Below are 14,149 nucleotides of genomic sequence, written 5' to 3' on the forward strand. Positions count from 1 at the left end.
GGCAAACGCCGCGCAGTGTGCCGCATCGGCACGGGCTTGGCGATCCGCGTCGGCCGGCATGGCGCTGCGCACGGCGCTAAGATGCGGATGGGCACCGCGCCGTGGAGGCGGCCATGCCGCGCTGGAAACGCTACGGCTTTCTGCTCGTGTTCGGGGTGCCGGCCCTGCTGCCGCTGGCCGCATGAGCGGGCGCGCGCAGCGGGCATCCGGAGCTCATGGCCTGGCTGCCGCTGCTGGTGCTGTTCGTGCTACTGCCGCTGGCCGACTACGCCGTCGGGCACGACCCGCACAACCCGGCGCCGGACGAGGTGCCGACGCTGGCACGCGACCCCTGGTTCCGCGCCCTCACCCTGCTGGCGGTGCCGGTGCAGTACGTCACCCTGGGCGGGTCGCTGCGGCACTGGACCGGTGCCGGCTTCGGGATCGGCGGCCAGCTGGGCTGGCTGCTGTCGCTGGGCATCGTCGGCGGCATCATGGCCATCAACGTCGCCCACGAGCTGATCCACAAGGACACCCGGCTGGAGCGCCTCGCCGGCGGGCTGCTGCTGGCCAGCGTGGGCTATCACGGCTTCAAGGTCGAGCACATCCGCGGCCACCACGTGCATGTCTCCACGCCGCGAGACGCCTCCAGCGCGCGCTTCGGGCAATCGCTATGGCAGTTCCTGCCGCGGGCGCTGGCACGCAACACCGCCAATGCCTGGCGGCTGGAAGCCCAGCGCCTGCGCCGGCAGGGCCTGCCGTGGTGGCACTGGCGCAACGAACTGCTCGGCTGGAGCGCGCTGTGGCTGGTGCTTGGCGCTGCGTGCGGGATGTGGCTGGGCTGGCCCGGGCTGATCGGTTTCCTGCTGCAGGGGCTGATCGCCGCCTCGGCGCTGGAAATCATCAACTACATCGAACACTACGGCCTGGAACGCCGCCGCCTGCCCGATGGCCGCTACGAGCGCACCACCCATCTGCACAGCTGGAACGCGGATTTCGCGCTGACCAATCTGCTGCTGTTCCAGCTGCAGCGGCATTCCGACCACCACGCCCACGCCAGCCGCCGCTATCCGGTGCTGCTGCACCACCCCGACAGCCCGCAGCTGCCGGCCGGCTACGCCACCATGTTCGTGCTCGCGCTGGTGCCGCCGCTGTGGTTCCGGGTGATGCACCCGCGCCTGCAGCGCTGGCAGGCCGGCGAAGGGGCCGCATCGTGAGCCGCGCACCCGCTTGCGTGGCGCCTCTGGCATCCGCAGGATGGCGACCCCACTCGCGCCGACCGACGCCCTTCCGATGACCCTGTTGCGCCGCTGCTGGTGGATCGCCGCGCTGCTGCTGGCCGGCTGTGCGCAGTTGCCGACCCGTCCGGACGTGCCGGAACAGCGCGCGATCGCTGTCGCGGACGGCACCCGTCTCGATGCCGAGGTCGCGCCGGCGGCCGCACGCCACCCCGGCGAATCCGGGTTCCGGCTGGTGGCCGACGGGCTGGAAGCCTTCGCGCTGCGCGGCTACACCAGCCGCGCCGCCGGCCGCAGCCTCGACATCCAGAGTTACATCTGGCACGACGACCTCACCGGCCGCCTGCTCGCCGCCGAGGTGCTGGACGCCGCCGACCGTGGCGTGCGCGTGCGCGTGCTGCTCGACGACCTCGACGCCCGCGCCAAGAGCCAGGTGCTGCTGGCGCTGGACCACCACCCCAACATCAGCATCCGCGTGTACAACCCGTTCGCGACCCGCGACGGCATGCTCGGCACCGCGCTGGAATTCGCCGGCTCGTTCAAGCGGGTCAACCGACGCGCGCACAACAAGTCTTGGATCGTCGATGGCAGGGTCGCGATCACCGGCGGCCGCAACGTCGGCAACGAATACTTCATGGCCAGCCCCGAGGCGAACTTCCAGGACCTTGACCTGCTGGTCGCCGGCCCTGCGGTGGATGCGCTGGAGGCTGCGTTCGACGGCTACTGGAACTCGACCATGGCCTAGCCGATCCGCACGGTCGATCCGGACATGCCCGCCACCCTGACGCTGGATACAGTCCGCGCCAACCTGCGCAAGCCCGCCCGCGACGCCGGCGAGTCCGAGTGGATCGCCGTGCTGGGTGATTCCGATGCGCTCGCCCGCATCCGCAAGGTTACCTCGGCATGCGCTGGACGCGGGAGTGGCGCCTGCTGCATGACGCCCCCGACAAGCTGGCGACGCCGATCCCGGAAGCACGCCCGTCGCCGGTACTCGCCGGCTTGCGCGACGCGATGGAAGCCGGCGCGGGCGACATCGCCATCATCTCGCCCTACTTCGTGCCCGGGGACGGCGGGACCGAGGCGCTGCTCGCCGGCGCGCGCAACGACCGCCCGATCCGCATCCTCACCAACTCGCTGGCCTCCAACGACGTGGCCGCGGTGCACGGCGGCTACGTGCGCGCCCGCGAGCCGCTGGTCCGCGGCGGCGTCCGGCTCTGGGAACTCAAGCCGCGCCAGGACCAGGCTTCCGGCAGCCTGTTCGGCTCCTCCGGCGCGCGCCTGCACGGCAAGGCCGCGATGATCGACCGCCGCACCCTCTTCGTCGGCTCGCTCAACCTCGACCCGCGCTCGATCCAGCTCAACTCCGAACAGGGGCTGCTGGTCACCGACGAGGCACTCGCCGGCCAGCTGCTCGGCCTGTTCGAGACCATGACCAGCCCGGCGCATGCCTGGGCGATCGAATGGGACGCCGCGCGCCAGCGCTTGCTGTGGCGCGATGCCGGCGGCACCCGCGACCGCGAACCCGACGCCAGTTTCGGCCGCCGCGCGGTGGCCCGCCTCGCCTACTGGCTACCGGTCGACCCTCTGCTCTGAGCCCGGCTCAGCGCGCATCGAGGTAGGCCTTCAGCGCCGCGACCTCGGCATCGGTCATGACCGAGAAGCGGTATGCGGCGACCTTGCTCATGCGCCCGGTCTTCGACTTGCCCCCGGCGGCGACTTCGCCGGTGCGCATCAGCCGGCGGAAGGCCTCCGGCGTGTAGGCCTTGGCCACGACCAGCGAGGGCGCGTCGTCTCCCCCGAATCCGTTGAGGTCCCAGCCATGGCACTCGCTGCAGCTGGTGTAGGCGAGGTGCTTGCCCAGCGCCAGCGGTTCGGTGGGCGGCGTCGCCGGCGGCACCACGCCCGCGTCCGGCAGCATGTCGATGGAGTACGGATGGGTGCCGGCGGCGAACTGCTTCGCCGCGTCGGGGGTCAGCGTGGTCTCCGCCAGCCCCGGATGGTCCACCGCCGGGATCGCACGCAGCCAGGCGGTGATGTCGCGCACTTCGCGATCGCTCAGGTGCTGCAGCATCTTGATCGGCATGCCGACCGGCACGTGGCCGTCGTGAGTCTTGCCTTGCCGCAGCAGCAGGGCCAGCGCGCGGTCGTCGTAGTGCGCGCGGCGTTCGGTGAGGTTCGGCGCGACGATGCGGTCGCCCTGGGGCGTCCGGATGTCCATCCCGCCGCCCTTGCCGCCTTCGGCATGGCACCCGTCGCAGCCCACGCGCCTGGCCACGCGCGCGCCCTCGACCGGGTCGCCCGGCGGCACCGAGGCCGCGGCGACGGCCGGGACCGCAGTGTCCTGCGGCGGCGCCTTGGCGCATGCCGCGACCGACAGCAGCACGAACAGGTACAGGTGGCGCATCGCAGCTCCTCCCTCGTCATGGGGAAGAACGCAGCGAGGCGGCCAGGGCGGCCGGCCGGCCTCAGTCCTCCGGCCAGCGGATCTCCGGCTTCGGCGCAGGCGCCCGTGGCGCGGGCACCGCCGCGACCGCCCGCCACACCTTCAGCGCGTCCACGGTGGGCGCCACGTCATGCGTGCGCACCAGCATGGCGCCGTGCTGGGCCGCGATCAGGTGCGCGGCGAGCGAGCCGGCCGTCCGCGCGCGCGGGTCCTCGCGCCCGGTCAGCTCGCCGATGCTGCGCTTGCGCGACAGCCCGGCCAGCACCGGCACGCCGAGCTCGGTGAAGCGCCGCAGCTGCGCCAGCAATTGCAGGTTGTGGGCGGTGGTCTTGCCGAAGCCGAAGCCGGGATCGACCACCAGGTTCCGGCGCGCGATCCCGGCCATCTCGCAGGCGAAGATGCGCTCGGCCAGGAAACGGTGCACCTCGCCCACCACGTCGTCGTAATGCGGGGCGTCCTGCATGTCGCGCGGCTGCCCCTGCATGTGCATCAGCACCACCGGCACGCCCAGTTCCGCGGCCGCCTCCAGCGCGCCCTCGCCGCGCAGGGCCTGCACGTCGTTGATCATCCCGGCCCCGGCCGCCACCGCCGCGCGCATCACCTCGGCATGCCGGGTATCGATGCTGATCGGCACGTCCACCCGCGCCGCGAGCCCCGCGATCACCGGCAGCACCCGCCGCAGCTCCTCCTCCACCGGAACTGGCGCGGCGCCGGGCCGGGTGGATTCGCCGCCGACATCCAGAATGTCCGCGCCCTCCTCCACCAGGCGCAGGCCGTGCGCGATCGCTGCCTCCGGGTCGGCATGCGCGCCGCCGTCGGAGAACGAATCCGGGGTGACGTTGACGATGCCCATCACCCGCGGGCGATCGAGCGTGAGCAGGCGTCCGTGGCAATCGAGCTGCGGGCTGGTATCGAACATGGGAGGCGGAAAACGCGAAAGGCCAGAGTGGACTCTGGCCTTTCCGCGGCGCGCCGGCAAGCGGTGTCTTCAGACCTGCGGCGCAGGCTCCACGGCCACCGGGCGACCGGTGGCGGAATCGTCGTTGCCACCACCATGGCCGGGACGCGGCCCGGTCCAGCCGGCAGGCGGGTTCGGCTTGCGCCCTTCCATGATCGCCTTGACCTGCTCGGCGTCGATCGTCTCCCATTCCAGCAGGGCGGCGGTCATCGCCTCCACGATGTCGCGCTTGCTCTCCAGGATCGCGCGCGCGACCGCGTACTGCTCGTCGAGGATGCGCCGGATCTCGGCGTCCACCTTCTGCTGGGTGGCCTCGGAGATGGTCTTGTTGTGCAGGCCGTAGCCGCCCTCGTCGTCGGCGTACACCATGATGCCGAGCGCGTCCGACATGCCGTAGCGGGTCACCATGTCGCGCACCATCCTGGTCGCGCGCTCGAAGTCGTTGGAGGCGCCGGTGGACACCTGGCCCACGAACAGCTCCTCCGCGACGCGGCCGCCGAACAGGATGGCGATTTCCTCCAGCATGCGGTCCTTGTACTTGCTCAGCGCGTCGTGCTCGGGCAGCTGCCAGGTGACGCCCAGCGCCCAGCCGCGCGGCATGATCGTGACCTTGTGCACCGGATCGGCCTTGGGCAGCGACATCGCCACCACCGCGTGGCCGGACTCGTGGTACGCGGTGGCGCGGCGCTCCTCCTCGCGCATCACCATGCTGCGGCGCTCGGGCCCCATGTAGATCTTGTCCTTGGCGTCCTCGAAGTCGCGCATGTCCACCTGCTGCTTGCTGCGGCGGGCGGCGAACAGCGCGGCCTCGTTGACCAGGTTGGCGAGGTCGGCGCCGGAGAAGCCCGGGGTGCCGCGCGCCAGCACGTCGGCGCGCACGTCGTCGGCCAGCGGCACGCGGCGCATGTGCACCTTGAGGATCTGCTCGCGGCCCTTGATGTCGGGCAGGCCCACCATCACCTGGCGGTCGAAGCGGCCGGGGCGCAGCAGGGCCTTGTCGAGCACGTCGGGGCGGTTGGTGGCGGCAATGACAATGACGCCCTCCCCGCCCTCGAAGCCGTCCATCTCCACCAGCATCTGGTTGAGGGTCTGCTCGCGCTCGTCGTGGCCGCCGCCCATGCCGGAGCCGCGATGGCGGCCGACCGCGTCGATCTCATCGATGAAGATGATGCACGGGGCGTGCTTCTTGGCCTGCTCGAACATATCGCGCACGCGGCTGGCGCCGACACCGACGAACATCTCGACAAAGTCGGAACCGGAGATGCTGAAGAACGGCACCTTGGCCTCGCCGGCGATCGCCTTGGCCAGCAGGGTCTTGCCGGTGCCGGGCGGGCCGACCATCAGTACGCCGCGCGGGATCTTGCCGCCCAGCTTGGTGAAGCGCGAGGGATCGCGCAGGAACTCGACCAGCTCGCCCACCTCCTCCTTGGCCTCGTCGCAGCCAGCGACGTCGGCGAAGGTCACCTTCACCTGGTCATCGGACAGCAGCTTGGCGCGCGAACGGCCGAATGACATCGCGCCCTTGCCGCCACCGCCGCCCTGCATCTGCCGCATCATGAACAGCCAGAAGCCGATGATCAGCAGCACCGGCAGGAAGTTCAGCACCAGCGACCAGAACGAGACGCCGGACTCCGGCGGCGCCTGGTTGATCTCGACCTTGTGCTGGATGAGATCGTTGATGAGGTCCTTGTCGCGCACCGGGGCGGTGGTGGTGCCCTTCTCGCCATTGCTGCGGGTGAAGGTGATGGTGCGCTCGTTGCTGGCGATATCGACCTTGGTGATGCGGTCGTTCTCGACATCCTGCACGAACTGCGAATACATCACCTCATGCGTGCCGGCGAGCTTGGGCGAAAAGCTCTGGAACACCACCATCAGCACGGCGGCCACCACTACCCAGAGCAGCAGGTTCTTCGCGAGATCGTTCATGGTGTTTCTGGCCTTCCTTCCGTTTTCCCATCACTTCATCTGCGCAAGCTTGCCGGTGGCCAGCGCGTACACCTCGGGCGAGCGCCTGCGCGACGCCGCCGGTTTGCGGATGGCCACCCTGGCATAGCGCCGCCGCAGCTCCCGCAGGTAATCGTCCGAGCCCGCTCCCTGGAACAGCTTGATCAGAAACGTACCACCGGTGCGGAGCTGGCCGTCGGCGAACTCCATGGCCAACTCGGCCAGGTGCATCGCGCGCGGCTGGTCCACCGCCTCTACCCCGCTTTTATTGGGGGCCATGTCGGATAACACAAGGTCCACCGCATCGCCACCCAGCAGGGCCAGCAACTGCGATAGGACGGCATCGTCCCTGAAGTCACCGTGAAGGAACTCGACCCCGGCCAGCGCCGGCATCTCCAGGATGTCGCTGGCGATCACCCGGCCGCGGCGGGCGCCGGGCGGCAGCGCCTGCTCCATGCGGTCCAGTTCCTGGCGCACCCACTGCGACCAGCCGCCGGGCGCGGCGCCCAGATCCACCACCACCATCCCGGGCCTGAGCAGGCGGTCGCGCTCGGCCAGTTCCTCCAGCTTGTAGGCCGCCCGCGAGCGCATGCCCTCGGCCTGCGCCTTCTTCACGAAGGGATCGGAGAAATGCTCCTTGAGCCAGCGCTGGCTGGATTTGCTGCGGGTCGCCATGGCCGCCGACGGCGCGGGGGGAAGATGCCGCATGATACCCTGCACGCCCCTGATTATCCGCCCGCGTGCCGCATGCCGATCGCCCTGACCAATGCCCAGATCCGTTTCCTGCGCGGGCAGGCGCACGACCTGAAGGCGATGCTGCAGGTCGGCGGCAAGGGCATCAGCGAGGCGCTGGTGGCGGAGGTGTCGCAGGCACTGGAGCATCACGAGCTGATCAAGGTGAAGGTGGCGGGCGAGGACCGCGAGGCGCGCGACGCCATGATCGCCGACCTGGCCGCGTGCACCGACGCGGTGCTGGTGCAGCGGATCGGACACACCGCGGTGCTGTACCGGCCAAGCAAGGACAAGCGGCAGATCGTGCTGCCGCGCGCCTGAGCCATGCAGCTGAACCTGGAACGCCCGGACTACCAGTATTTCCTGCGCGGTGCCGACGGCACCGGCGCGCTGGTCGACCAGCGGCGGCTGAGCGCAAGTTTCATCATTGCGCCGGAGGCGTTGATTGAGGACTGGCCGGTGCGCGACGCCCGCGCGCTGGCGCCGGCCGACCTCGACCCGATCCTCGCCCTGGCCCCGGAGCTGGTGGTGCTGGGCACCGGCGCCACCCAAGTGTTCCCGCCCCCGGCGGTGCTGGCCGCCTGCCTGCAGCGCGGGGTCGGCCTCGAAGTCATGTCCAACGCCGCCGCCGCGCGCACCTATTCGGTGCTGGCCGGGGAAGGCCGGCGGGTGGTGGCTGGCTTTCTGTTCCCCTGAAAGTTGCCAGGCCGTTGGAGCGCGGCTAATGTTCACTCGATTACGGGATATCCGCGGGCGACGCGCCAGCCGCGCCGCCCGCATTGCTTTGCTGGAGCCACTCACGCCATGAGCACCACCGACCAACGCCCTGCCCTGCTGCTGTCTCGCATCGACGTGGAGCGCATCGAGGAACTGCTGGATCAACCACGGTACCGCAGCCTGGACACCGCGCCACTGCGCGAGGAGCTGGAGCGCGCCGAACTGGTCGAACCCGGCGACATGCCCAACGACGTCATTACGATGAATTCCACCGCGCTGGTGCAGGTGATCGACGACCAGCAGCATGTGCGCGAATACGAGCTGACCCTGGTTTATCCACGCGATGCCGACGGCAACGGCGAGAAGGTCTCGATCCTTGCTCCGGTGGGCAGCGCGCTGCTGGGCCTGCGGGTGGGCGACAGCATCGACTGGCCGCTGCCGGGCGGCCGCAGCGCGCGCCTGCACGTGCTTTCGATCCGCTACCAGCCGGAAGCGGCCGGCGAACTGCACCGCTGAGCCGGTGCGCTCAGGTGACCCCCACCTTCGACGCGCCCAGCCGCCCCAGCTCGCCGAGCATGTCCCACGACTTCAGCCCGCGTCCGCCGAGGTGGTGCAGCAGCACCGCGCGCAGCGGCAGGCGCAGGCTGGCCAGGTCCTCCGCTTCGGGCAAGGCATCGGCGGCCAGCGCCAGCAGCGCCCGCCCAGTGGCGGTGTCGCGGCGCTCGCCGGCGCGCTCGCTACGCAATCGGCGCGGCCCCTCCTCGGGATCGAGGCGGTAGCGCGCGGCAGGATCGACCCGGGCACCCTCGGCCTCCAGCGCGAACGCCAGGCCCACGCCCAGCGCCTCCAGCAGGTCGCGCTCGAACCGGCGCAGGGTCCACGCCAGCCCCTCGCCCGCACGCAGGCGTTCCCGCACCTGCGCATAGGCCGCATGCAGCTCCGGCTGCGGCACGTGGCGCGGGGCCAGGCGCAGGCACAGCTCGTTGACGTAGAACGCCGCCAGTGCCGCATCCCCGTGCAGCAGCGGCGCCGCATCCATCGCCTCCGCCGCAGAGAGCTGCGCCAGTTCGCCCTTTTGCACGGCATCGAAGCGGATCGCCTGTAGCGGCTGCAGCGCCGCCCGTAGCACGTGCCGCTTCGGCCCCTGCACCCCGCGCGCGACCAGCCCGATCCGGCCGTGGTCGGCGCTCAGCACCTCGACCAGCAGGCTGGTCTCGCGCCACGGGCGGGCGTGCAGGACGAAGGCGGGTTCGGCGGCGTAGCGCATCGCGCAATTGTAGGAGCGCCAGACGCCTCCCCGGCGGAGGGCGTGGCGCGGCGCCCTGCAGCCCCGCCTGGATCAGTCGTGGTAGCCCAGCGCGCGCAGCGCCGCTTCGTCGTCGCTCCAGCCCTCGCGCACGCGCACCCAGGTCTGCAGGAAGACCTTGGCGCCGAACAGGCGCTCCATCTGCTCGCGCGCGCGGGTGCCGATGGCCCGCAGGCGCTCGCCGCCCTTGCCGATCACGATCGCCTTCTGGCCTTCGCGCTCGACCCAGATCACCGCATCGATACGGTACATCACCCCGGCCTGCGGCGAGGGTTCCTCCTCGAACTTCTCGACTTCCACGGTGGTGGCATAAGGCAGTTCGGCGCCGAGCTGGCGCATCAGCTGCTCGCGCACCAGCTCGCCGGCGAGGAAGCGCTGGCTCTTGTCGGTGATCGCGTCCTCACCGAAGGCGGGCTCACCCTCGGGCATCAGCGCCAGCAGGCTGGCGACCAGCGGCTCCAGCCCGCTGCGCTTGAGCGCGGACAGCGGGTGCACGGCGGCGAACGCGCGCCCATCCGCCACCTTGGCGATGAACGGCAGCAGCGCAGTCTTGTCCTTGAACTTGTCCACCTGGTTGACCACCAGCACCACCGGCAGGCCGGCATCGCGCAGGGCCTCGAAGGCAAGGCTGTCCTCGTGCTCCCAGCGCCCGGCCTCGACCACCAGCAGCGCGGCATCCACGCCCTCCAGCGCGCCGCGTGCGGCGCGGTTCAGCATCCGGTGCATGGCCTTGCCGGAGCGCTTGCCCTGCTCGGCGTGGATGCCGGGGGTGTCCACCAGCTGCAGCTGGCCACCGGGGAAGGTGGCGATGCCCAGCAGGCGGTGGCGGGTGGTCTGCGGACGGTTGGAGGTGATGCTGACCTTGGCCCCGACCAGGGCGTTGACCAGGGTGGATTTGCCGACGTTGGGGCGGCCGATCACGGCGACGGCACCGCTGCGGGAGGGGGGTCTTCATGCCTGTTCGATGCCCTTGAGCGCGGCCTCGGCCGCCTGCTGTTCCGCCGCGCGCCGCGAGCTGCCCTCGCCCTCGGTGCGCAGCGCGGGCACGGCCAGGGTGCAGCTGACCCGGAACACCCGCGCGTGGTCCTCGCCACCCTCGTGCAGCAGCGCATAGGCCGGCAGCGGGTGCTGACGCGCCTGCAGCCATTCCTGCAGGCGGGTTTTGGCGTCCTTGCCGACTTTGTTCGGCGGCGGCAGGGCGGCGATCAGCGGCGCGAACCACGGCAGTACCACCGCGCGGCAGGCCTCGAAGCCGGCGTCCAGGTAGATCGCCGCCACCAGCGCCTCCAGCGCATCCGCGAGGATGGAATCGCGGCGATGGCCGCCGGTCTTCATCTCGCCTGGCCCGAGCCGCAGCCGCGAACCAATCTCCAGGCCGCGGGCGATGCCGGCCAGCGCGGATTCGCGCACCAGCTCGGCGCGGGCGCGGGTCAGCGCGCCCTCATCGGCCTTCGGCCAGTGCCGGTACAGCGCCTCGGCGATGATCTGGTTGACCAGCGCATCGCCCAGAAATTCGAGCCGCTCGTTGTTGGGGTTGCCCACGCTGCGGTGGGTCAACGCCTGCGCCAGCAGCTCCGGAGCCGCGAAGGCATGCCCCGCGAACACCCGCGCTGGTTCAGTTGGCACCTGCGCCACGCGGCAGCACCTGCTCGGCGTGGAACTTGGCGACCACGTCGAGGTTGGCCATCAGCGGCTCGCGCCGCTCGTAGTCCACGACCATTTTCAACCCGCCGTCGGTCGAGTCGAACTTCAGCGCGTCCATTTTCTTGACGTGGTCGGCGTAGCTCATCTCCAGCCGGCGCTGGTACATCTGCCGGATCTTGTCCTTGGGCGCGTCGGCCAGCGTGCTGTCGTTGGCCAGCCCTTTGAGCGCCTGCTTCACCGAGTAGAACTCGATGTACATGGGCACGATGGTCATTGCGATGTAGGCGAAGAAGATCACCACACACAGGGTGATCAGGAAGCCCAACATGGTCATACCGCGCTGCGACTGCTTCATCCCACTCTCCCCTTTCGGTTGAACTGCCTGGTCGGTTGCCTGGTGAACGTCTGCCATTTTCAGGGAATACGGCGCCCGATGCGGGAAACGTCCACCCAGTGTTCGGCGCTGGTATCGAAGTTCATCCACACCAGCATGGCCTTGCCGCGCAGGTTGGACTCCGGCAGGAACCCCCAGAACCGGCTGTCCTCGCTGTTGCCGCGGTTGTCGCCCATGACGAAATAATGCCCCGCCGGCACCGTCCAGTCACCTTCCGCGACGCTGAACTCGCGCTCCAGCACCTGGTGCGGGCGCCCGGGCAGCTCTTCGGTCAGCAGGGTGTCGCCGGTCTCGCCGATGCCCTGGCCGACGCCGGTATAGATCCCGTCCACCCGGTACGGCAGCACCCGGCCGTTGATGCTCACCTTGTGGTCGTGGTAGCCGATGGTGTCGCCGGGCAGGCCGATCACCCGCTTGATCCAGTCCTCGCGCGGGTGGTGCGGCGGGCGGAACACCACCACGTCGCCGCGCTGCGGCTCGCCGATGGCGAGGAACTTGTGATTGGTGATCGGCCAGCGCAGGCCGTAAGAGAACTTGTTGACCAGGATGAAATCACCGATCAGCAGGGTCGGCATCATCGAGCTGGACGGGATCCGGAACGGCTCGGCCACGAAGCTGCGCAGGCCCAGCACCAGCGCCAGGATCGGGAAGAACGACTTGGCGTAATCGACCAGCAGCGGGTCCTTGGGCTCGTCCAGCGCACCAGACGCGGCGGCCGCGCGGCGCCTGGCGAAGAACAGCCGGTCGAGCAGCCAGATCAGGCCGCTGAGCAGGGTCAGGACCACCAGGATCGTCTCGAACCACACCATCATGCGATGTTCTCCATCGGTTTCAGCCCCGCCCCCGGAAGAGGGATTGGAAGCGAGGGTTCGGCGCAGGAGTGGGGCCGCGCAGCGGCCCGCACCCTCATCCGCCCTTCGGGCACCTTCTCCCCCGAGGGAGAAGAAAAACGATTACTTGTTGTCCACCTGCAACACGGCGAGGAAGGCCTCCTGCGGGATCTCCACCCGCCCGACCTGCTTCATCCGCTTCTTGCCTTCCTTCTGCTTCTCCAGCAGCTTCTTCTTGCGGGTGGCGTCGCCGCCGTAGCACTTGGCCAGCACGTTCTTGCGCAGCGCCTTGACCGTGGTGCGGGCGATGATCTGGCCGCCGATCGCGGCCTGGATGGCCACGTCGAACATCTGCCGCGGGATCAGGTCCTTCATCTTCTCGCACAGCTCGCGCCCGCGGCGGTCGGCATGGCTGCGGTGCACGATGATGGACAGCGCGTCCACCCGGTCGCCGTTGATCAGGGTGTCCACCCGCACGAACGGGCCGGCCTGGAAGCGCAGGAAGTGATAGTCCAGCGAGGCATAGCCGCGGCTCACCGACTTCAGCTTGTCGAAGAAATCCAGCACCACCTCGGCCATCGGCAGCTCGTAGCTCACCTGCACCTGGCTGGCCATGTAGGTGATGCCCAGCTGCACGCCGCGCTTGTCCTCGCACAGCTTGATGATGTTGCCGATGTAGTCCGGCGGGGTGAGGATGTTGGCGCGGATGATCGGTTCGCGGATCTCCTCGATCTGGTTCACCGGCGGCAGCTTGGCCGGGTTGTCGATCGGGATCACGGCGCCGTCGGTCTTGAGCACCTCGTACACCACCGTCGGCGCAGTGGTGATGAGATTGAGGTCGTACTCGCGCTCCAGGCGCTCCTGCACGATCTCCATGTGCAGCATGCCGAGGAAGCCGCAGCGGAAGCCGAAGCCCATCGCCTCCGAGCTTTCCGGCTCGAAGCGCAGCGCGGCGTCGTTCAGGCGCAGCTTCTCCAGCGCCTCGCGCAGCGCCGGGTAGTCCTCGGCATCCACCGGGAACAGGCCGGCGAACACCCGCGGCTGCATCTCCTGGAAGCCTGGCAGCGGCGCCGGCGCCGGGTCGCCCGCCAGGGTGAGCGTGTCGCCCACCGGCGCGCCGTGCACGTCCTTGATCGAGGCGGTGATCCAGCCCACCTCGCCGGCCTTCAGGCTCGGCAGCACCTTGCGCTTGGGGGTGAACACGCCGACCGCGTCGACCTGGTGGGTGCGGCCGGTGCTCATCACCAGCATCTTGTCGCCGGGCTTCAGTTCGCCCTGCATCACCCGCACCAGCGAGACCACGCCGAGGTAGTTGTCGAACCAGGAATCGATGATCAGCGCCTGCAGCTTGTCGGTGTCGCGCGGCTTCGGCGGCGGGATGCGCTGGACGATGGCTTCCAGCACGTCGCCGACGTTGAGGCCGGTCTTGGCGCTGATGGCCACCGCATCGGCGGCGTCGATGCCGATCACGGCCTCGATCTCCTCCTTCACCTTGTCGATGTCGGCGGTGGGCAGGTCGATCTTGTTCAGCACCGGCACCACTTCCAGCCCCTGCTCCACCGCGGTGTAGCAGTTGGCCACCGACTGCGCCTCCACGCCCTGCGCCGCGTCCACCACCAGCAGCGCGCCCTCGCAGGCGGCCAGCGAGCGGCTGACCTCGTAGCTGAAGTCCACGTGGCCGGGGGTGTCGATGAAGTTCAGGAAGTAGGTGTTGCCGTCCTTCGCGGTGTACGGCAGCGACACCGACTGCGCCTTGATGGTGATCCCGCGCTCGCGTTCGATCGGATTGTTGTCGAGCACCTGTGCCTCCATCTCGCGCTCGCTCAGCCCACCGCACAGCTGGATGATGCGGTCGGCCAGGGTCGACTTGCCGTGATCGACATGGGCGATGATGGAGAAGTTGCGGATGAACCGCATCGGGTCGTGCTGCATGGAAGCTCTGCGGTGGCGGCGACGGACGCGGG

At 69.7% G+C, this 14,149-nt stretch carries 15 protein-coding genes and 1 pseudogene; 6 read left to right on the forward strand and 10 right to left on the reverse strand.

From position 1 onward, the window contains the following. Nucleotides 1-215 precede the first annotated feature (215 nt). From LJB71_RS10990 to LJB71_RS11000, 3 genes are all read left to right on the forward strand, one after another. Nucleotides 216-1,196, forward strand: a complete 981-nt coding sequence (locus LJB71_RS10990; protein WP_259304213.1) for an alkane 1-monooxygenase — start codon at nt 216-218, stop codon at nt 1,194-1,196. A 40-nt stretch (nt 1,197-1,236) separates the two neighbouring features. Next, nucleotides 1,237-1,962, forward strand: coding sequence for a phospholipase D-like domain-containing protein (locus LJB71_RS10995; protein WP_259304214.1), 726 nt, complete (start codon nt 1,237-1,239; stop codon nt 1,960-1,962). Nucleotides 1,963-2,120: 158 nt separating this feature from the next. Further along, the gene (locus LJB71_RS11000) at nt 2,121-2,810 is read left to right on the forward strand and encodes a phospholipase D-like domain-containing protein (RefSeq protein WP_259304215.1); all 690 of its coding nucleotides are present in this window, start codon (nt 2,121-2,123) and stop codon (nt 2,808-2,810) included. Between the two features lie 7 nt (nt 2,811-2,817). On the opposite strand, the gene LJB71_RS11005 is transcribed toward LJB71_RS11000, so the two are convergent. The 4 genes from LJB71_RS11005 to rlmE all read right to left on the reverse strand — a co-directional run bounded on the left by LJB71_RS11005 (nt 2,818) and on the right by rlmE (nt 7,237). Then, nucleotides 2,818-3,621 (reverse strand): cytochrome c, encoded by an 804-nt coding sequence (locus LJB71_RS11005; RefSeq protein ID WP_259304216.1) that lies wholly within the window; start codon nt 3,619-3,621, stop codon nt 2,818-2,820. 61 nt (nt 3,622-3,682) lie between these two features. Further along, nucleotides 3,683-4,579 carry a dihydropteroate synthase gene (gene folP, locus LJB71_RS11010; RefSeq protein ID WP_259304217.1) on the reverse strand — a complete coding sequence of 299 codons (897 nt, stop codon included), beginning with the start codon at nt 4,577-4,579 and terminating at the stop codon, nt 3,683-3,685. A gap of 69 nt (nt 4,580-4,648) precedes the next feature. Next, entirely contained in the window at nt 4,649-6,544 is a 1,896-nt protein-coding gene (gene ftsH, locus LJB71_RS11015; RefSeq protein ID WP_259304218.1) for an ATP-dependent zinc metalloprotease FtsH, read from the reverse strand. Between the two features lie 30 nt (nt 6,545-6,574). Next, complete coding sequence (rlmE, locus tag LJB71_RS11020) at nt 6,575-7,237, reverse strand: 23S rRNA (uridine(2552)-2'-O)-methyltransferase RlmE (protein ID WP_259304219.1); 663 nt, start codon at nt 7,235-7,237, stop codon at nt 6,575-6,577. A gap of 72 nt (nt 7,238-7,309) precedes the next feature. On the opposite strand from rlmE, the gene yhbY reads away from it, so the two are divergent. The 3 genes from yhbY to rnk all read left to right on the forward strand — a co-directional run bounded on the left by yhbY (nt 7,310) and on the right by rnk (nt 8,527). Beyond that, nucleotides 7,310-7,615, forward strand: a complete 306-nt coding sequence (gene yhbY / locus LJB71_RS11025) for a ribosome assembly RNA-binding protein YhbY (RefSeq protein ID WP_259304220.1) — start codon at nt 7,310-7,312, stop codon at nt 7,613-7,615. 3 nt (nt 7,616-7,618) lie between these two features. Further along, nucleotides 7,619-7,990, forward strand: coding sequence for an Mth938-like domain-containing protein (locus LJB71_RS11030; RefSeq protein ID WP_259304221.1), 372 nt, complete (start codon nt 7,619-7,621; stop codon nt 7,988-7,990). Between the two features lie 108 nt (nt 7,991-8,098). After that, the gene (gene rnk, locus LJB71_RS11035; RefSeq protein WP_259304222.1) at nt 8,099-8,527 is read left to right on the forward strand and encodes a nucleoside diphosphate kinase regulator; all 429 of its coding nucleotides are present in this window, start codon (nt 8,099-8,101) and stop codon (nt 8,525-8,527) included. A gap of 10 nt (nt 8,528-8,537) precedes the next feature. Here the strand turns inward: rnk and recO are convergent, their stop codons facing one another. The 6 genes and pseudogenes from recO to lepA all read right to left on the reverse strand — a co-directional run bounded on the left by recO (nt 8,538) and on the right by lepA (nt 14,102). Beyond that, nucleotides 8,538-9,278 (reverse strand): DNA repair protein RecO, encoded by a 741-nt coding sequence (gene recO / locus LJB71_RS11040; RefSeq protein WP_259304223.1) that lies wholly within the window; start codon nt 9,276-9,278, stop codon nt 8,538-8,540. A 72-nt stretch (nt 9,279-9,350) separates the two neighbouring features. Beyond that, nucleotides 9,351-10,256 (reverse strand): annotated as a pseudogene (era, locus tag LJB71_RS11045) (GTPase Era); the annotation flags it as partial. A gap of 12 nt (nt 10,257-10,268) precedes the next feature. Further along, the gene (gene rnc / locus LJB71_RS11050) at nt 10,269-10,943 is read right to left on the reverse strand and encodes a ribonuclease III (protein ID WP_259304802.1); all 675 of its coding nucleotides are present in this window, start codon (nt 10,941-10,943) and stop codon (nt 10,269-10,271) included. Then, nucleotides 10,933-11,316: a DUF4845 domain-containing protein gene (locus LJB71_RS11055; RefSeq protein ID WP_259304224.1), complete on the reverse strand. Its 384-nt coding sequence runs from the start codon at nt 11,314-11,316 to the stop codon at nt 10,933-10,935. Before LJB71_RS11055 ends, rnc begins: the two co-directional genes overlap by 11 nt. Before the next feature lie 59 nt (nt 11,317-11,375). Continuing rightward, nucleotides 11,376-12,164 (reverse strand): signal peptidase I, encoded by a 789-nt coding sequence (gene lepB, locus LJB71_RS11060; protein WP_259304803.1) that lies wholly within the window; start codon nt 12,162-12,164, stop codon nt 11,376-11,378. 144 nt (nt 12,165-12,308) lie between these two features. Further along, nucleotides 12,309-14,102 (reverse strand): translation elongation factor 4, encoded by a 1,794-nt coding sequence (lepA, locus tag LJB71_RS11065; RefSeq protein ID WP_259304225.1) that lies wholly within the window; start codon nt 14,100-14,102, stop codon nt 12,309-12,311. Nucleotides 14,103-14,149 lie beyond the last annotated feature (47 nt).

Source organism: Thermomonas sp. S9 (assembly GCF_024704365.1).
Classification (GTDB): Bacteria; Pseudomonadota; Gammaproteobacteria; order Xanthomonadales; family Xanthomonadaceae; genus Thermomonas.